Here is an 18,953-nt window from a genome sequence, read left to right as displayed (position 1 = left end):
AAGTTTAGGACTACTGCCCCTGTTCTGCGAAAACCGTCGGCCGCACCGTGACGTACCCCGCGGCTTCCTCCGCCCGCTGGCGCGCCTCGTCAATGCTTTCTGCAGTGGTCACTGCCACTCCCATTCGCCGCCGCGTCAGCGCCCGGGGTTTGCCGAAGAGGTAAACGTTAGTTTCCTCCACTGCCATTGCCTTCTCGACGCCCACATATTCGATATCGCCGTCGTACCTTTCGGCACAGCGGATTACCGCGGAAGCCCCCGGGGAAATCAGCGTGGTATCAATCGGCAGCCCAAGTATGGCGCGTGCGTGCAGGTCGAACTCTGAGAACCGCTGGGTGCCAAGCGTAACCATGCCCGTATCGTGCGGGCGAGGGCTTACTTCGGAGAAGTAGACGTCATTGCCCTTGACGAATAGCTCTACGCCGAACACGCCACGCCCGCCCAAGGCGGTGGCGATACGGGCGGCGATACTGCGTGCGGTGTCCAAGGCATCTTCGGACATGTACGCGGGCTGCCAGGATTCCACATAGTCGCCGCGATCCTGGCGGTGGCCGATGGGTTCGCAGAACCAGGTGGCCTCCCGGCCTGTGGCGGGATCGATGGAGCGCACGGCGAGGATGGTGACCTCGTAGTCGAAAGGAATGTACTGCTCCACCATGACGCGCTGCACGTTTGTGCGGGAATTTTTGATGGCCTCGTTCCAGGCGGCTTCGAGCTCATCGACTCCGCCAACATAGCTCTGACCTGCGCCGGAATGCCCCATGACGGGCTTGACCACACATGGGTAGCCGATCTCCTCGGCGGCGCGAGCTAGTTCATCGGCGGTGGAGGCAAAACGGAAGGCGCTATTCGGCAGACCCAGTTTGTCGTGGGCGAAGGTGCGGATGCCCTCACGGTTCATGGTCAGCCTGTTGGCGAGGGCGGTCGGTACGACGGAGGCCACACCCTCGGCTTCGATTTCCTGCAGTACGTCTGCGGGGATGAACTCCACGTCCGGGACGATGAACTGCGGGGCAACTTCGCGTACTAGCTGCCTGATCGATTCCCCGTCGTAGATGTCCATAACGTGTGCCTTGTTGGCCACGTGGTGCGCGGGAGCACCGGCGTATCGGTCCGCAGCGTGTACCTCTACGCCCAAGCGCTGCAGGGCGACGGCGAGTTCCCTCCCCAGCTCGCTGGCGCCAAGCAGCAGGACTTTCAGAGAGGAGGGAGTCAGTGGGGTACCAATTGCCTCGGGTGTGTACATATTCACTCACCTTACTTATGCCCGTATATTTACGCTGCCACCCGCCCCGTCCGGCCTGCCCTACCCCGCCTCGTCGCGCAGGCTTGTCGGACGCTCAACCTGATGGAAGGATCAAAGCTATGAGCGAAACGCAGCGTGACTCTCAAGCTCACAACCCCCTGCCCTGTTCCCGCCGTTCTTTCCTGCGCGGCGTGGCCGTTGCCACCGCCGCTACAGCCTCCGGCGCACTGCTGGCGGCTTGCGCCAGTGAAGAGGTCGTAGCGAAGGCCGATGCCGCGGATCTGGAGGTCGGAGGCTCCACGATTCTGGATGGTTGGGTACTCTCCCGCCCCGGCGAGAACGAGTACAAGGCGTTCTCCACTACCTGCCCGCATGCTGGCGGCACCATCGACTCCATTGAGAAGTCCGGGGACATCACTGTGGCAGTGTGCCCCAAGCACATGTCCAAGTTCGATGTCGCCACCGGAGATGTCGTGGAGGGTCCTTCGCGCGATCCGATGAGCCCGGCTAAGAAGGTCGAGCGCAACGGCGATTCCATCGAGATCACCAACTAGCTGGACGTGTTTTTAACTAGCCGACCATATCTGTGCGCATATCTATGCGCACATCGCTGACGTGCTCTGCGAAGCGTGCGTCATGGCATGTCCACAGCACCGTCGGTGCCACCGGCGTATCTACCCCAATGAGTTGCGCATATTCCCCCGCTGTATAGCGGTGCATCAGCTCCGCTAGTTCGCGATAGCCCGGCGCGTCCAGCCCCACGGTGGGTTCGTCCAGCATCACCAGATCAGCTCCGCGCACCATCGCCGCTGCGACAAGCACGATCCGCCTTTTCGCTGCCGGCACATCGAGCGGGTGCGTGCCTGCCCACGGCCCCAGCCCCGCGAAGTCAATGACTGCGGCAGCAAGCTCTTCCCCCGCACCCACGGCCAATTCGTCAACCACGGTGCGGCATGTCACGGCCTGATCCATCTGCGTGGGCGCCCAGCCCTTAAGCCCCTCGGCACGTAGGGTTCCGCGGTACTTCAATAGTCCCAGGGCACCGAGGAACAGGGTCGTTTTTCCACATCCGTTCCGCCCAGCCAGGTGCACCACACGTCCTGCGGGAACATCCAGGTTTATGGGGCCAACGCCACCTCGGCGGAAAACCACATCCCGCGCCAGCAAGGCCGTCCCTGTGTCTTCCTGCGCAGCAGTCTGCATAGCCACCACACCGGCTGCAGGCTGCGGAGCGGTGGCGCGTGTCAGGGTGCCATCGGCGTTCAGGCGTTGGTGCGTAGGGGCGTCATCGCTTAAGGGTGAACCTGCGCGATCATAAACGGTCACGGGCCCTGTGAAGTCCACAAGGGTGCGACGTAGGGTCTCGACGGCGGAGGCATCCAGCCCATCCAAAGGACAATCGAGCACCAACGCATCGGGGCGTGCGAGCAGTGCCGCGGCAATCGCCACGCGCCGGGTTTGACCTGTCGACAGGGTGGCGGGGTTCTGCTCTGCCTGCGCTTCCAAGCCCCACAGCCGCAGGGCTGCATCTACCCGAGCTTGCATCTCCGCCTGCTCTACACCGCGCTGCTCCATGGGAAAAGCGAGCTCTTCAGCGACCGTATTGCGCAGCAGGGAAATGTGCGCGCTGGCCTCGTTGCCGACCCACGCCGCACCCGTCTTTTCTGCGTACGACCAGGCATGTTCGGATAGTCCGACGCCACTATCCCCCCAGATGTACGTAGTCAAAGGCATGGTTCGCGCAAAGGTCTTTCTGGTCGTTTGCTAGTGCTCGTGCTTCTTTAGTGCACTACCCACCAGCATCCCACCACTAGGGCTGCGATGGCCAGCAGGCGGACGGTCCAATCCAAAGCCGTATCTGCGACGGGGCGAAGCACGGTACGCGGCCCGGGTTCACCAATTCCGGTGCGCTGTAGCGGGCGGGCGCGGGTGGCGGCATCGTCGACCATGCCGACGATCAGTGGGAGGATCATGCGGCACTTCGCACCCAGGGTGGACACATCCACTCCGCGGGAGGCGCGAACCTGCTGGATGGTCTGCCAGCGAGCTCTGACCAGCGGCAGTAGTCGGGCTGTGGCGCCGATGACATAGACCAATTTGGCAGGCAGGCGCGGCTGCACAGTGCGCATGAGTCGGTCTAGGTTAACGAAGCTTCCGATAGTCAGGCCGATCGTGGTAGCGGCAAGAAAGCGACTGCCCAGGGACAGGGCGATCTGCACACCATCACGGGTGAGGATCCACCATCCGGTTTCCTGTCCGAAGGGTGCGTACATCAATCCGAAGCCCAGGAAAGCCGGTAGGCCTAAGAGGTTGGCTGCGAGAAAGGGACGACGGGGCGTCGAGAAGAAAAGGGCCATAACGGCGCACAAGACCCACGCGATAGCGGACACGGTGAGGCTATCGGCGACGAGGACGAAAATCACCCCGCTTATAGCGAGGGTGAGGTATGTCAGTGGATTCATGCAGCCTTGTCGGACGTCGGTGCAAAGGTTCGGCGCGTGCGCTGTGGCAATGCGCGAATGACCAGGTAGATCACGCTAAACACAATGAACTTATCGATTGGATCGGAAGTCCACGACTGCAAGAATACGGCGGTCATCGGATCGAAGCCCAGGGAACGGTAGGCAGTCACAAGCAGACCCGTGCCCGTACCGGCGGTGCCACCGAAGATGAAGGAGGCGATCGGGGCGGAAAGCAGGGCTGTTAGGAAACCGATGAGCAAGGCGGATAGGGCGATCTTCCAATATGCACCTACCCACCACTTGCCGAGCAGTCCCGCGCATACGCCGACGAAGGCGTAGGCCGCTGCGAAGCCAACGACGGTCGGGTTGAAGGTTCCCCACACCAGTGCGGAGAGCACGCCGGTGACCAACCCCGCCCAAGGGCCAGCCAAGGCACCGACTAGCACCGTGCCGATGGAATCCAGGTACAGCGGCAAAGGCAGACCCATGTTGCCGATGATGTGGCCGAGCACGACATTGATTGCCAATGCGACCGGCAGGAGCGCAAGGGTGCGCACGGGCAGGCGCGGGATTACGGCGATGAGCGCCAGGATGGCGGGGACAACGAAACCGACGAGGGCGATAGTGGAACTTTTGGAGTCGGCAAGGGACTCATATGTCGAGTCGGAGGGCTGCCAGATGACGAGGGTCAGCCAGGTGGCGACGATGATGATTGCGGATAGACCGAGCAGTCCATAGGTGGCTTTTTGTGACAGGGGGCGCATGGGGTGGGTCCTCGTTTTTCGCAGGGGCCAGCGCGCGACTAAGCGCAACGTCTATGTCACCTCGACGTTTCGACCGCGTGGCCAGTGGTTTTAATGTTTATTTAATGCTTACAGAATCGGCGCGGATTGCACAAATCGCAGCCATTTTGGCGGCATCAGGGGCAGGGAAAACGGGTGTGAAACCGGGGCCGCAAGCAGCCAAATTAAGTGACTTAGTTGACAGACCAAGCTGTCTATTCTTAAATGGTTTAGCAAGCGACCCGCGCATGGCGGAGGCAGTTCCGCCCCGCCGCGAAGCGTGCCTTCTGGAGCCCCGGGAAAGGCATAGCGCGCGGGAACCGCAGAACGGCAAAGGCTCCCAAACGAGCCTTGACGCAGATCAATTAAACAAAGAAAGACAGGAAAAAATCATGACTTTCAACGCAACCGTCGCCGGGGTTCCGCGCATCGGACCTGACCGCGAGCTCAAGAAGGCTCTGGAGGGCTATTGGCGCGATAACTCCACCGGACGCAACCTGGCCAACACTGCAACACGCCTGGTTAACGACTACACCGACGAGCTGCTCGCCGCCGGCTTGGATTCCGCAGCCTTCTCTGGCCGCTCCTTCTACGACGCGGTACTCGACACCACCGCTTTGCTGGGGCTGCTACCCGAGCGCGTCGCTGACATCGCGGATCACGATAACGATGGCCTGCCGCGCTTCATCGACCGCTACTTCGCCGCCGCCCGCGGAACCAAGGACCTGCCGGCCTCCGCAATGACGAAGTGGTTCGACACGAACTACCACTACATCGTGCCGGAGCTGGCCAAGGATTCCCGCGTGGAGCTGGACGATTCCGCATTCCTAGAGGACATCCGCGACCAGGTCACCCGCGCCGGCGAGGCCGTCCGCCCCGTCCTGGTGGGCCCGCTGACGTACCTGGCTCTGTCGCGCACCATCGACGGTTCCGATGCCTTCGCTCACCTCGAGGAAATTTTTGACGCCTACTCCCGCCTGCTCAAGCGCATCGCAGACCGCGGCGTGAAGTGGGTACAGTTCGACGAGCCGATCCTGGTTACCGACTTCGCCTACGCGGATGCGGCTGCCAACGAAGACCTGCTGAAGCGCACCCGCGCTGGCTACGAGAAGCTAGCCGAGGTGGCTGGGGCTGGAGAAGAGGGCGTCAACCTGCTTATCCAGACCTACTTCGGTGACGGCAACGCAGCCATCGAGCTACTGAGCGGCTCCGGTGTGGCAGCCTTCGGCGTGGACCTGGTGACAGGTGGCGCTGCTGCTGCCGAGCTGCCTGCATGGACCGGCAAGGAACTGCTGGCCGCTGGCGTGGTGGATGGACACAACGTGTGGCGCACCGACCTGGACGCAGCGCTAAAGACTCTGCAGGGTCTGCAAGAGCGCGGCCCGGTGGCTGTCTCCACGAGCTGTTCCCTGCTGCACGTGCCGTACTCGCTGCAGCGCGAGGAGAACCTGAATGCAGAGGTGAAGAAGTGGCTAGCCTTCGGATCCGAGAAGATCCGCGAGGTCGCCGCCCTGTCCCGCACCCTGCGCGGCGAGCAGACCGAGGCCGACGAGCAGCTATTTGCCGAGACCCGCGAAGCCATCGAAGACCGCAAGAACTCCACCCTGACGCACAATGCCGCCGTGCGTGAGCGCCAGGATGCTGTGACCGACGCCGACCGTCGCCGCGATTCCATTAAGGCTCGTCGCGAGGCTCAGAAGGCTGAGCTGAACCTGCCGCCGCTGCCGACCACCACGATCGGTTCCTTCCCGCAGACCACCGAGATTCGCCAGGCGCGCGCCAAGCACCGCAAGGGCGAGATCGATGATGCGGCCTACACCCAGGCCATGAAGGACGAGGTCGCGGACGTAATCAAGCGCCAGGAGGAACTGGGCTTGGACGTGCTAGTGCACGGCGAGCCAGAGCGCAATGACATGGTGCAGTACTTCTCCGAGCAGCTGGAGGGTTACCTGTCCACCGAGCACGCATGGGTTCAGTCCTACGGCTCCCGTTGCGTGCGACCGCCGATCATCTTCGGCGACGTCTCCCGCCCGCACGCCATGACTGTCGACTGGTACAAGGTGGCAGCTGACCTGACCGACAAGCCAGTCAAGGGCATGCTGACCGGTCCGGTGACCATGCTGGCCTGGTCCTTCGTACGCGATGACCAGCCGCTGGGCGTGACCGCCGACCAGGTTGCACTGGCGCTGCGCGATGAGATTGCTGACCTGATTGCCGCTGGCGCCCGCGTGGTGCAGGTGGACGAGCCCGCTATTCGCGAGCTGCTGCCATTGCGCAAGGAACAGCAGCCGGAGTACCTGGAGTGGGCTGTGGGCTCCTTCCGCCTGGCTACCTCTGGCGCGGAGAACAAAGTGCAGATCCACACGCACATGTGCTACTCCGAGTTCAACGAGCTGATCGACACGGTCTCTAACCTGGACGCCGACGTGACCTCCATCGAGGCCGCACGCAATGGCATGCAGGTTCTGGCCGCTCTGAAGGATGAGGGCTACGAGCTGGGTGTTGGCCCAGGCGTGTGGGATATCCACTCCCCGCGTGTGCCGAAGCAGCAGGAGGTTGATGACCTGCTGATCGCTGCCCTGGGCTCCGTGGATCCCGCCCTGCTGTGGGTTAACCCGGACTGTGGCCTGAAGACCCGCGGTTGGGAAGAAACCACCGCCTCCCTGGAGGTTCTGGTGGCTGCCGCCAAGAAGGCCCGCGAGCGAGTCTAGTTACTCGGGGGCTTACTAGGGGCTTTCTCGGAGGCTTTTTAGCCTCCAATGTCGCTAGATCGGGAATGTGTTACTGACAAGCATTTCAATCAATCTAAAACCGCAGGTCAGGGGTTTTCGATTTTGAAGGTTTTGAGAATCTCGTCAACACATTCCCGATCTAGCGACATTTTGCACTTTTGGGGCGGCGCTAATCAGCGCCGAACCCGCACACAACCCGCTCAAATTCCGCAAAGACGTCCGCCGGATCCAAAGCTTCCAGAATCCGCGCATTAGCTGGGCGGTTCCAATAAGCACCACACGCTCCTGCGGGATCCACATCTCCACGGACAGCTGCGACAGATCCGCCACCACCGTCAACAACTCGGTCAGCCACGGTAGTGCCACGCATGAGGGGAGAATCCGCTTCAACATCCACGGTGGCGTCATAAAGAGAACAAGGAACACGCCCCAACATCACCATCGCCGCGGCGAGGTCATGGATCTGCGCGCAATAGCCCACGCCGACAGATTGGTGAAATTCGAAATAGAAGCGGAGAGCGTCGCCGAGCAGGGCGGCAAGTTGTGGGCGTGAAGGGCGCACGGCGTCCTGCCACCTGCTTAAACGCGGAGGATACAGTAGAACCTGTTCCGTGACATTGAGTGGGCAGATGACCGGCAACGGGCACTGCACACTCTGTGCACTCTGTGCAACAGACTCGCCGGATGCCTCCCCACCGAATACGGCCTTCAAAGCATGCGGATCAACCCACGCATTCCATTCGGCAGTAGGGGTGGTGTTGCCTGGGTAGTTAAATGCCCCCGTCATCAGAGTAACTTGAGCCGGCCCCACCACCTCGGGCTCGTGTGCCAAAGCCCAAGCCAGGTTTGTCGCCGGACCAGCTACCAGAATGTGGGTCGCCCCGCGCCACGACTCCACGGCCGCTCGCACATCTCCGTCCACGGCCGCTCGCACATCCCCTCTCACATCCTCGTGCGCATCCCCACACCCAGCCTCCAATTCGGGCGAATAATAACCTAATCCTCTTTTTCCGTGCGTTTCCGGAGTCGTAGTCAATGGCAATACCAAAGGCTTCCCAGCACCGGCCACTACAGAAACTTCCGGCGCTCCCGCCAGACGTAAAACCTCTTTAGAATTCACCGCCGCCTGCCCGACCGTCGTATTCCCTGCGCTGGTCGTCACCACTAAATCAATCTCATCAGCGGAGTGAAGATAAGCCAGGTAAATCAGTGCAAGACTGTCGTCAATCCCGGTATCCACATCGGCAACAACACGTGGTTTCTCCACCTCCGCCGCCATTGATTTTTTAATCATTTTTATTTCCCAAAAGCTGTTTATTTGTTTAGTTGATAGGTGTTCAGTCTTATATAATGAATGCCATGGTGCACGACAATGTAACCGAAACTACTCACTCTGATGATGCCCGCTCCCCGAAGGCCGCGGCTCGCCGCGCCGCTATCCTGGACGCCGCCCGCAAGGTGTTCACCAGCGACGGATATCACCACACTAAGCTCACGAAGATCGCAGAGGTGGCCGGCTGTTCGGTCGGTACCCTGTATACCTACTTCGAAGATCGCCAAGATCTGCTGATGAACGTGCTGGCCAGCGTCGAGAAGGACATGACTCCCACCCTGGACGATAGCTTGCTGAGCACTGATGACGCCCGCGCTACGATCGAGGGCTCCAACAAGGAGTTCGTGCGCTTTTACGCACACAACGCGGGTGCCATGAACCTGGTGGCGCAGTCTTCGCAGTTCAGCAAAGAGCTCGCGGTTCGACAGATGCAGATTGCCAAGCAGATGGTTGGCCGTAACCGCCGGTTCTTGGAGGCCTTGCTCGCTAAGAACATGATCCCGCCGCTGGACGATGTGGAGTACACCGCTGCTGCCATTGCCGCCATGTTCACCCGCTTCTGCCACGCCACTTTCGTGGAGGGCTTCTACGAGGTCACGGATGACAACCGCGAGGAAATCATCGAGCGGACCACCAAAACGCTCAATCTGATGACTCTCCGCATGGTCGGTCTGAATCAGGCTAATTCCGCCGAGGGCTAAACTCTCTGCCCTGATCGATCGAGATGCCGCGCACAGCAGTTGGCTCCCGATCGAGCACCTTCAAGCAGCCAGATAGGTCGCCTGCAAACGTATAGCCCTCTAGAAGTCCCAGTCGTCTTCCACTGTGGACTCCGCCCGACCGATAACGTAGGAAGATCCCGAGCCGCTAAAGAAATCGTGAGTCTCGTTAGAATCGGGCGCTAACGCGGCGATAATCTCCGGCTCAGTCTTTGCCGATTCTTCCTCATACTGTGGCGGGTAGCCTAGGTTCATCAGTGCCTTGTCTGCGTTGTAGTGCACGAACGCCATCACGCCTTCGATCAGCGAGGCTTGGTTGGGCAAGGCTGTGCCATACAAATCCCCCGAGTATTCTTTCTCTAAGGCAAGCAGCTCCTCCACTAGGGAGAACGTGAAGTCCTCGAGCTCCTGCGCGCGTTCTGGGTGAGCCTCCAACCCGCGCTGAAACTTATAACCCGAGTAGTAGCCGTGCACCGCCTTGTCGCGCAGGATCAGACGGATCATATCCGCCGTATTCATCAGAATGCCGCGACAGCTAAACCACAACGGCAGGTAAAACCCTGCGTATAGCAATAGAGAAGAAAGTAGCGTGGCCGCGACCTTGCGCTTTAGCGGATCCTGCCCGTTGTAGTACTGCATCACTGCGGTCGCCCGCCGTTGGAGTACAGGATTGTCCACTGCCCAGGCGTATGCACGGTCGATCTCCTCGCTGCTGCACATAGTGCTGAAAACGCTGCTATAGCTGCGAGCGTGCACGGCTTGCATGAATGCAATGTTCGCGTAGACGGCCTGTTCGTGCTCCGTGCGGGAATCTGGGATCTGACTGATCTCACCGACGGTGGCTTGGACTGTATCTAGCAGCGTCAGTCCCGTGAATACCTTTGTGGTCAACTCGCGTTCGGCATCCGTCAGGCCATTCCATTTGGACAGGTCATTGGATAGCGGCACCTTTTCAGGCAACCAGAAGTTGCTGGTCAGGCGCTGCCAGATCTCTAGGTCCTTCGGATCTTCCAGCTGGTTCCAATTCACCGGCCGCAGAGGGACGCTGGGGTTCTGCAGCCATTGCGGTGGGGTCTGGGAGCGTTTACGGTAACTCAATTTTCACTTCCTGCGTTTTTGTATCGGTTTTCACTTGGGTCTTGTTCTTGACGCCCGTTCTCCCCGCGCATGTGGTTCCAGAAATTGCGGAGCCCAATTTGTACCCGGGCAACGTCGCGAGCCGTGCCAAGCAGCTCGAAACGGTAAAGCTCCGGTACGTGGCACTTGGCGGCAATCGTTGATCCGGCACAGCAGTATGCAGTGCCAAAGTTCGTATTTCCGCTGGTAATTACTCCCCGAATTAGCGCGCGATTGTGCGGATTGTTGAGGAATTTGATGACTTGCTTGGGAACGGCTTTCCGCTGATCACCTCCGCCATACGTCGGGGTGATTAACACATACGGTTCGTTGACGATCAGCTCGGGATCTTTTCTTCGCAAAGGAATGCGCTGGGCGGGGATACCGAGTTTGGCTACGAAGCGTCGAGTGTTTTCGGAGGCAGAGGAGAAGTAGACGATGCGCGGCTGTGTAGCCGCGGTTGTTGACATAGCGGTTTTCCTTTCTAGTTGTTTGATCTGCCGCTCTTGGAAAACGCAACCTTGAGGACGAGACATAAGGTTCAGACATAAAGTTCAATCTATTGAACTTTAGAGTAACACTCGATTGAACTCTTGTGTAGAGTATGCAGCGTACAACGCTCGACTACTAAGAAAGGAAAACTTCCATGGCGAAGCTCACCCAAGAGATGAAAGACATGCTCAGTGCGCAATTGCCGTATCTGGCAACGGTGACCGACGGCGAAATGCTCTTGCCGAATATCGGCCCGAAGCGCAGCCTGCGCGTCTGGGATGATGAGACGCTGATCTACAACGAAAACACTGGGCGCCAGCACCTCGAGAATCTTCGTGCGGGGTCGAAAGCCGCGGTAGCGGTAGTAGATTGGGGCCAACTAGACGGGTTTAGATTTGTCGGCTCTGCAGAGCTATTCCACGAGGGACCCGTATGGGAAGCAGCAGTGAAGTTCGCTGATGAAATGGGCCACAATCCGCCGAAAATGGCGGTGCTAATTCATATTGAGCAGATCTACACGCTCATGCTCGGCAAAAATGCCGGACGGTTGCTCGCTAGCGACGATGAATCCCTATTCGTAGACTGACCGCAGCGCCCTTTACGCCACTACCGCTAGCCGGTAGTTATCGCGCCAGCCCTAGCCTTCCGCTACGTCGTTGATGACGATAGTTTGGTCGCGCCCCGGCCCCACACCGATGTAGGAAATGCGGCAGCCGGAAAGCTCCTCCAGGCGCTTGACGTAATCCTGCGCCTTCTGCGGTAGTTCCTCGAAGGTCTTGCACTCCGTAATGTCCTCGTCCCATGCAGGCATGGTTTCGTAGATCGGAGTGGCATGGTGGAACTCGGTCTGCGTCATCGGCATCTCGTCGTGGCGAACACCGTCCACGTCATAGGCCACACAGATCGGGATTTCGCCGATGCCGGTCAACACGTCCAGCTTCGTCAGGAAGTAGTCGGTAAAGCCATTGACGCGGGAGGCGTAGCGGGCGATCACGGAGTCGTACCAGCCACAGCGGCGCTTACGACCGGTGTTCACTCCCACCTCACCGCCAGTGGTCTGCAGGAACTCACCCCACTTATCGAAAAGCTCGGTCGGGAACGGTCCGGCGCCCACGCGGGTGGTGTAGGCCTTGATGATGCCCAGGGATGCCGTGATGCGCGTCGGTCCAATGCCACTGCCCACGCAGGCGCCACCGGTCGTGGGGTTCGAGGAGGTCACAAAGGGATACGTGCCATGGTCCACGTCTAGCATCGTGGCCTGGCCGCCTTCCATCAGCACGGACTTACCGGCGTCAAGAGCCTTGTTCAGCTCCGTCGTCGCATCGATCAGCATCGGCTTGAGGCGATCGGCGTAGGAGAGGAAGTAGTCCACAACCTCGTCCACGTCCACGGCGCGGCGATTGTAGATCTTCACCAGGATCTGGTTCTTCTGGTCCAGCGCGGATTCGATCTTCTGGCGCAGGATGGATTCGTCTAGCAGGTCCTGGGCGCGGATACCCACGCGGGAGACCTTGTCGGCGTAGGTCGGGCCGATGCCGCGGCCGGTGGTGCCGATGGCGCGCTTGCCCAGGAAGCGCTCGGCCACGCGGTCGATGGCAATGTGGTACGGCGCGACCAGCTGTGCATTGGCGGACACGCGCAGGCGGGAAGCGTTCGCGCCGCGGGCCTCCAGGCCGTCGATTTCCTCGAACAATGCTTCCAGGTTCACCACGCAGCCGTTGCCGATGATGGGCGTGGCGTTTTCGGAAAGCACACCTGCGGGCAGCAGCTTGAGTTCGTACTTTTCGCCGCCGACGACGACGGTGTGGCCGGCGTTGTTGCCACCGTTGGGCTTGACTACGTAATCGACCTTCCCGCCCAGAATGTCGGTAGCTTTGCCCTTACCTTCGTCGCCCCACTGGGCGCCTACGACAATGATCGCAGCCATGGAAACTTAAACACGTCCTCTTGGGTTGGTACAGATGTACTCACGGTTGTAGCCCCGCTCCGGCGGTCGGACGGGGCACCTAGACGTTTCACCATTCTAGTACTTCGCCGGTGGTTGTGGCACTCGCTATGGTGGGTTTCTATGTTGTTCTTCTTGCGTTGCGATGTTCCCGCCAGCGATCACTTGCGCGATCCCGTGCTGCCGGGCGAGGTCGTGGAATGCCTCAATGTATCCGCTATTCCCACGCGCAAGGAGTTGCGCTTTCTGGATGATCTGGAGCGGTTCGTGGTGGGCTCCACCCCGTCGCTGGATGAGCTGATGCAACGCCCAGACGCACCCCATTTGGGCACCCCGCAGCCTGACCCGCACCAGGTCAGCGAGCGGGTCCGGGTGATCGTGCAGGGCAGCGATGCCGCTATCGCCGCTGTGGTTTCTAAGTTGATGCGGATCGATGCCCTGTGGGTCGAGGTTGGGTTTATCCCTACCGGTTCTTCTGCGGTCGCTCTTTCTTGGGGGTTGGACCCCACCTTCTCCCCTGCCCAACATCTCACCTTCGCGCTCGCTTCCCCGGCTGTGCCGACTCCGGTGATCCGGGACGACCATGGCGTGGTGACGTTGGGAGTGGCCGAGGTGACTGGCCCGGAAGGTGATTCCGGGACTGCGGAGATGATCGGCGAGGTGATTGTTGATTCCGCGGTCTTGTTTGAGCAGAACAAGGCCGGAACAAGTGACTTCAATAACGGTGTGCGGATGGTGCCCACTCCGGATGCTCCAGGGTTGGCTGCGGTGCAGCGTCCGCCGTTGCCGCGGAAGGGCTGGTTCGGGCGCACGAAAAAACCCCGCAGCACCGTCTCGCCGACGGTGCTGCGGGGTCGGGCCTTACAGGCCGGAGGGGTGGATCTGGTAGTCACCCGCGATGGGGTGCGCCATCCCCGCCCGCTGAAGTCGGTGACGTTTTACCGCCACCTGCGGGATGGGCAGTTCGTGCGCAACTAAGCTCGCCCGCAATTAGCGGACGTAGCCGTGGGCGCGAGCCCAGTTGTACAGGCCGAACAGACCAGCGCCGATGGCAATCGTTCCGAACAGGGCTGCGAAGAACTTACCCAGCGGGCTGGAGCCAGTGACTCCGCTGGAGCTGCTGGAACCGTTGCTGGATCCGGAGCTTCCGCCCGGATGCTCCTGCTTTTCTACGTTCACCTTCAGCTCCACGGTGGAGGTCGATCCGTCCGGGTAAGTGACTACGACCGGAATGTTGTATTCACCCGGCTCGACGTCCTTGCCCGGTTTCAGGGCGACAGTGCCGTCCTCGTTGACGGTGGCCCACTCAGGTGCACGCTCACCAGCGGTGAACTTAGCACCTTCGCCGGTATCACCCGGAACCTTGGAGGTGACGGTCTCGCCCGGCTTCACGGAGACATCCTCGAAGGAAGGATCGTGGATCTCGTTGGCAGGCTTCACGGTGACGGTGACGTTCACGGTCGTGTCGTCGCCGGAACCATCCTTGTTGGAGACCTTCACCGGAACGGTGTACTCCTTGGCCTCTACATCCGTGCCCGGCTTGGCGGTTACGGTGCCGTCCGGGTTGACGGTGATCCAGGACGGTACGCCCTCGCCAGCCTCGAAGGTCGCGCCCTCAGCCACATCAGTCGGAGCCGGAGCGGTCACTTCGTCGCCCTGCTTCACCGTCACGTCAGAGTAGGTCGGATCGTGGATCTCGTTAGCGGGCTTTACGGTCACGGTAACCACAGCAGTAGTGCGGTCAGCAGAGTCATCTCCGTAGATGACCGTCACCGGGATCTTGTACTCGCCCGGCTTAACCTCAAGACCCGGACGTGCCTCGAGGCTGCCATCTTTGTTCAGAGTGACCCAGTTCGGTGCGCCTGCACCCAGGGAATACTCAGCGTCCGCAGTGCTGCCCTCAGGAGCAGCAACAGTGGCGGTCTCTTCCTGCTTTACCTCGATCGGCTTGTAGGTCGGATCATGTAGCTCGTTGATCGCGCGCTCCGTGACCGTGACCTTCAGCTCGGCATTGTCGATAGTGCCATCGGGGTAGGTGACGGTAACCGGAACCGTGTAGTCCTTCGCATCAACCTCGCCGCCCGGGTTCAGTTGGACAGCGCCCTTGTCGTCGATGGACGCCCACTCCGGAGCACCCTCAGCCAGGGCGAACTTGGTGCCCTCCGGCAAGCCCTCGATAGCAGGAGTCTTTGCGGAACGGTTGGCCTGCACGGTGATGCTGCCAAACTCCGGGGAGTAAATCTGGTTGTCCGGCTTCTTGGTGACGGTCACCTTGGCCGTTGCTTCGTCGGTGGACCCGTCGTCGTAAGTGACGACAACCGGAACGGTGTAATCCTTGGCTTCGGTCTCCAAGGTGGGCTTTGCCTCGATAGAACCATCCTCGTTGACGGTGACCCACTCCGGCGCACCCTCACCACGGGTAACCTTCGCACCCTCCGGCAGTCCCTCCGGGGCAGGGATGGTGGCGGTGCCTTCTTGCTCGACAGTGGTCTCGCCGAACTGCGGATCGTGCAACTCGTTGGTGTGCGTGACCTTCACGTGGACGTTAACCACGACATCACCCTTGGACTGGTCCGGGTAGCTGACAACGACCGGAACGGTGTAGTCGCCCGGCTTCACTTCCCGGCTGGGCTTTACAGTGACGGTGCCATCTTCAGCAACGGTGGCCCATTCCGGTGCATTTTCTCCAGCTGCAAACGTTGCGCCCTCGGCGACATCCTTTGGAGCCTCGACAGTCTCGGTATCCAGCTGCTTAACAGTCACTTCTGCGTACTGCGGATCGTGCCGTTCCGCCAGGGGCTTCACCTTCACTGTCACGTTCACTACGGTATTGTCCGCGGAAGAGTCCGGGTAGGTGACAACAACCGGAACCTCGTAGTCGCCGGGTTCCACATCCAGGCCAGGCTTAACGGTGACGGTGCCGTCCTGGCCGACAGTCGCCCATTCCGGAGCCCCCTGACCCGCCTTGTAAGTGGTTCCCTCTGGAGCCTGCGCGGTGTTCTTCGCAGTAGCCGTATCCTGCTGCTTGACCTCAATGTCCGCGTATTTGGGTTCGTTGAAGTCAGCCAAAGGTTTCACGGCAGTAACACCGAGCCGAGTATATCGATCAGTCAAACAAGTAATGCGCAAGCCAGGGGTCGAAAACAAGACCGTTCCTGCAATCCCCTCTCCATGAAACATGTTGTTGCTACGGACACGGCCAGAACCATCCGGCGTCCTGTAGGCCTCAGGAGTTTGAACTTCAACCGCCCCAGACGATTTAGCTTTGAACTTCAGTTTCAGCGGTGCGAAAGCAATTGTTACCGTATCCCCAGACCTGCTCGGCTGCATCATCTCTTCGACGGTAAGAACGCCTTTGTCTAGAGTAGCCGGAAGGCTCGAGTCAACCAGCTCAACATCGCCTTTCACGGCGAACCGAATCTTATTATTTGCATTTCCTTCAGCAAAGGAAGGGGAACCTCCCAGCTTCTTCAACAATGGGTGCGATGCCGCCAGTGGATCAATGTTCACACCGGCTTCAAAAACTTCATCGACTGCAGCTCGTTCGGGCATAGTCACATGAAATTGACCCGTAAATTCCCTATCTTCTTGGAATCCATTCCCGATAATCGGGATTTTCTGCTTAGGTCCACCTGCCGCGAACACAGTGCACTTAATTGGCAGCTTCGTATCCTGCGTCTTGTTCGCCGTCGCAGCCTGCGCCACGGACGGGGATACCGGGGAGTTTGGGACGGCGGAGACCGTCAGGATCATGCTGGCCGATGCCGCGACAGCGATCATTGCGCGGCGGGAGCGAAGGTGTATCATAAGAGATTCCTCAAAGTAGAGCGAGACGACATTAAGTCGTGGTGGGTAACAATTCCCCAACTTCTCTAAGAATCTACTATCGCCACTCTTAAGGTTCCACCCGTAGCCCCAGCCCTACTCCCCCAACTCGTCCCACACCTCCGGCGGCTGCCACGGCCTGTCCACCGTCGGCCGCAGAAACGCCATAGCCGACTCACGTGAATAGCCACAGACCTGCAGGGCGTCCACAATAATCGAGCGGCACTGCGCCAACACCACCATGCCCGACAACCCAGTCCCCTCCGCAATATGCAGATCCGCCTCCGCACCAAGCTTTTGCAGGGCGCGCACGATCTCCGGGATCTCCACCGCCTCATCGCGCGTACCACGGGTGCCGCCCTCGGCGAACAACGCACCCAAATGCCCCAATTCGTTGGAAATGCTACGCATCAGCTCAATCATCTCCTCCGGTGGCTCGATCTCGTCCAGCATCATGATCTCCGCCCGGCGCGCCAGCACGCGCGTGTTGCGCATGACATTATCCACGGGCACCAGGATGCGGTTCATCGTCTTCGCATGCCGTCTGGCCGTCCAATAGATCGGTGATACCGCCACCACTTCCGATCCCCCGCCCACGTTCGTTAGCAGTGCATTAACGTTGGTCTGCGTACCGCGGGCAACCTCCAGCGCCTTGGTAATCTTCTCCGCCTTATGTTCCTCCATCCCCTGAGCCACATCATCCAACACCAGCGAGGCCTTAGACACCAGAGTGGAGACCTCCCGCCGGGCCGGGCGCAGCGGCGAATTCGGCACCAAGGCCAGAACCAAAATGCCGATCACACCACCAACCAGCGCATCCACCATGCGGTCGAAAGACCCCGAGGTGCCTGGAGGCAGAATCGTCGCCACCAAAACCGCAGAACTGGAAGCCTGAAAAGCCACGGAGACGGACTTATCCACGAACGTCGCCACCAAAATTGCCACCAGCACCACCACTGAGACCTGCCAGTAGCCACTGCCGATATTGCTAATCAGCACATCACCGATACCCACACCCACCGCGGCGCCCAGCACCAGCTCAAAACCACGGCGCAAGCGCTTACCTGCGCTAACCCCCAAACTCAACACCGCAGCGATCGGTGCAAAGAAAGCCTGTTGGTGGCCACAAACCTGCACCGCAATAAGCAGCGCCAGCCCAGCACCGATTGCACACTGGATCGCAAAGACCAGACCCTCACGCACGCGGATCATGCCCTGCACAGGAGCAATGCGACGCAGGTTCCGCGCAGCGGCACGCACGCCGGGGCGCAGGCGGTTGGCCGGCTCGCCCCACATTTCCTTTGCGGTTCGTGGCCGCCGTTGTGGTTCTGCCATGCCCGCCAGTCTAGGTGGTCACATCCGCCCACACTGCCAGATGGTCCGTGCCGAGAATACGCTTCGTCCCGCCACCCAAGCACTCACCGGTAGTCATGATGTGGTCCAGCCGAATCACCGGGAATACCGCCGGCCACGTCGGCGTGTGCGCCAGGTGCCCAGTACAGTCACTGAGCTCAAAATCGCGGTAGCGCGGATGGCTGCGCGTAGCGTTGAAGTCACCGGCTAGCACCAGATGGCGCCGCGAATTCGCCCAATCGCTGAGGCTCGCCAGATCCTGCTCCCACGCCTTGCGGTCGTCCTTCGCGGGCGCCACCGCATGCACGCCCACGAACTCGCTGTTGCCGTGCAGCGGCGCATTCACACGCGGAGTTTGGAAGCGGGTCAGCCCCCGCACCATGTTGCCGTGCGCCCCTGTTTTTTCTTTATATGACGCCGACACCAAGCCCACGACATTATCCGCCCGATCGTTGCCAGGCCGCGGCTTGGTCAAAGGCAGATAGCCGGTTTCCTCCGCTACGCTTTCCACTTCCTCTTCATTCGTTTCCAAGAGGAAGACGACGTCCGGTTTGAGTTCCTCAATCGCACGGGCGATTCGCTTATCGTCAGCTTTCCCCCAGTATGTGTTGAGGGAAAATACTCGGGTGGAGTTGTGGGCGTCCGAAAAATTGGGGGCAGGTACCCGAGGGACGATCAAGACCGCCAGCACAGCGAGCACCGCGCACAGCGCCGCGCGGCGAGCTGAATTCAGAATGCCCAGGCCAGCGGCGGCCAGCACCCCGGCGACCCAAGCGCTGGCTTGGATTTCCGCGACAAAGGGCCACGATGCGGTGGTTTGCGCGGGCCATAGGATGCTAGACATCCAGACGATCGCCACCACGACTGCGACTATGCACAGGTTGCGGTGCGCCACCGGGTGGGGCGTCGGCTGGGAAAATGAACGGCGTTTGTTCAATTTCCTATTAC

The 18,953-nt window shown here is 60.3% G+C and carries 16 protein-coding genes; 5 read left to right on the top strand and 11 right to left on the bottom strand.

Translation table 11 applies throughout. The features are described 5' to 3' along the window. Positions 1–10: 10 nt before the first annotated feature. Entirely contained in the window at positions 11–1,246 is a 1,236-nt protein-coding gene (gene purT, locus AC05K6_RS03725; RefSeq protein ID WP_293792230.1) for a formate-dependent phosphoribosylglycinamide formyltransferase, read from the bottom strand. A gap of 119 nt (positions 1,247–1,365) precedes the next feature. On the opposite strand from purT, the gene AC05K6_RS03720 reads away from it, so the two are divergent. Further along, the gene (locus tag AC05K6_RS03720; protein WP_448306948.1) at positions 1,366–1,800 is read left to right on the top strand and encodes a Rieske (2Fe-2S) protein; all 435 of its coding nucleotides are present in this window, start codon (positions 1,366–1,368) and stop codon (positions 1,798–1,800) included. A gap of 16 nt (positions 1,801–1,816) precedes the next feature. On the opposite strand, the gene AC05K6_RS03715 is transcribed toward AC05K6_RS03720, so the two are convergent. From AC05K6_RS03715 to AC05K6_RS03705, 3 genes are read right to left on the bottom strand one after another with little or no spacing between them, the layout of a single operon-like run. Continuing rightward, positions 1,817–2,980, bottom strand: coding sequence for an ATP-binding cassette domain-containing protein (locus tag AC05K6_RS03715; RefSeq protein WP_476727809.1), 1,164 nt, complete (start codon positions 2,978–2,980; stop codon positions 1,817–1,819). Positions 2,981–3,027: 47 nt separating this feature from the next. Continuing rightward, positions 3,028–3,708: an energy-coupling factor transporter transmembrane component T gene (locus AC05K6_RS03710; protein WP_476727808.1), complete on the bottom strand. Its 681-nt coding sequence runs from the start codon at positions 3,706–3,708 to the stop codon at positions 3,028–3,030. Next, positions 3,705–4,472, bottom strand: a complete 768-nt coding sequence (locus AC05K6_RS03705; protein ID WP_448306944.1) for an ECF transporter S component — start codon at positions 4,470–4,472, stop codon at positions 3,705–3,707. The genes AC05K6_RS03710 and AC05K6_RS03705 overlap by 4 nt, the downstream gene beginning before the upstream one ends. Positions 4,473–4,882: 410 nt before the next feature. On the opposite strand from AC05K6_RS03705, the gene metE reads away from it, so the two are divergent. Next, entirely contained in the window at positions 4,883–7,201 is a 2,319-nt protein-coding gene (gene metE / locus AC05K6_RS03700; RefSeq protein WP_476727807.1) for a 5-methyltetrahydropteroyltriglutamate--homocysteine S-methyltransferase, read from the top strand. A gap of 190 nt (positions 7,202–7,391) precedes the next feature. On the opposite strand, the gene AC05K6_RS03695 is transcribed toward metE, so the two are convergent. Further along, on the bottom strand, positions 7,392–8,516 hold the full coding sequence (locus AC05K6_RS03695) for a nucleoside hydrolase (protein ID WP_476727806.1): 1,125 nt from the start codon (positions 8,514–8,516) through the stop codon (positions 7,392–7,394). 65 nt (positions 8,517–8,581) lie between these two features. Between AC05K6_RS03695 and AC05K6_RS03690 the strand changes: the two genes are divergently transcribed. Beyond that, positions 8,582–9,256, top strand: a complete 675-nt coding sequence (locus AC05K6_RS03690) for a TetR/AcrR family transcriptional regulator (RefSeq protein ID WP_293790675.1) — start codon at positions 8,582–8,584, stop codon at positions 9,254–9,256. A 99-nt stretch (positions 9,257–9,355) separates the two neighbouring features. Here AC05K6_RS03690 and nrdF read toward each other — a convergent pair whose 3' ends face one another. Together nrdF and nrdI are read right to left on the bottom strand one after the other, a co-directional pair. Beyond that, positions 9,356–10,372, bottom strand: a complete 1,017-nt coding sequence (nrdF, locus tag AC05K6_RS03685; RefSeq protein ID WP_293790674.1) for a class 1b ribonucleoside-diphosphate reductase subunit beta — start codon at positions 10,370–10,372, stop codon at positions 9,356–9,358. Beyond that, positions 10,369–10,860, bottom strand: a complete 492-nt coding sequence (gene nrdI / locus AC05K6_RS03680; protein WP_448306938.1) for a class Ib ribonucleoside-diphosphate reductase assembly flavoprotein NrdI — start codon at positions 10,858–10,860, stop codon at positions 10,369–10,371. The genes nrdF and nrdI overlap by 4 nt, the downstream gene beginning before the upstream one ends. A 176-nt stretch (positions 10,861–11,036) precedes the next feature. Between nrdI and AC05K6_RS03675 the strand changes: the two genes are divergently transcribed. Beyond that, entirely contained in the window at positions 11,037–11,468 is a 432-nt protein-coding gene (locus tag AC05K6_RS03675) for a pyridoxamine 5'-phosphate oxidase family protein (protein ID WP_448306936.1), read from the top strand. A gap of 51 nt (positions 11,469–11,519) precedes the next feature. Here AC05K6_RS03675 and AC05K6_RS03670 read toward each other — a convergent pair whose 3' ends face one another. After that, positions 11,520–12,809, bottom strand: a complete 1,290-nt coding sequence (locus tag AC05K6_RS03670; protein ID WP_448306934.1) for an adenylosuccinate synthase — start codon at positions 12,807–12,809, stop codon at positions 11,520–11,522. 141 nt (positions 12,810–12,950) lie between these two features. On the opposite strand from AC05K6_RS03670, the gene AC05K6_RS03665 reads away from it, so the two are divergent. Beyond that, a complete protein-coding gene (locus AC05K6_RS03665) occupies positions 12,951–13,805 on the top strand; it encodes a hypothetical protein (protein ID WP_476727805.1) in 855 nt (284 codons plus the stop codon). 12 nt (positions 13,806–13,817) lie between these two features. Here the strand turns inward: AC05K6_RS03665 and AC05K6_RS03660 are convergent, their stop codons facing one another. From AC05K6_RS03660 to AC05K6_RS03650, 3 genes are all read right to left on the bottom strand, one after another. Then, positions 13,818–16,634, bottom strand: coding sequence for a Rib/alpha-like domain-containing protein (locus AC05K6_RS03660; protein WP_448306930.1), 2,817 nt, complete (start codon positions 16,632–16,634; stop codon positions 13,818–13,820). A gap of 114 nt (positions 16,635–16,748) precedes the next feature. Beyond that, positions 16,749–17,987 carry an FUSC family protein gene (locus AC05K6_RS03655; protein WP_476727804.1) on the bottom strand — a complete coding sequence of 413 codons (1,239 nt, stop codon included), beginning with the start codon at positions 17,985–17,987 and terminating at the stop codon, positions 16,749–16,751. A gap of 10 nt (positions 17,988–17,997) precedes the next feature. After that, complete coding sequence (locus tag AC05K6_RS03650; RefSeq protein WP_476727803.1) at positions 17,998–18,942, bottom strand: endonuclease/exonuclease/phosphatase family protein; 945 nt, start codon at positions 18,940–18,942, stop codon at positions 17,998–18,000. Positions 18,943–18,953: the final 11 nt, after the last annotated feature.

It is taken from the genome of Corynebacterium sp. TUM25020, from assembly GCF_056388495.1.
Note: the sequence above shows the minus strand (reverse complement) of the source record. Positions and strands in the feature narration are given on the sequence as shown.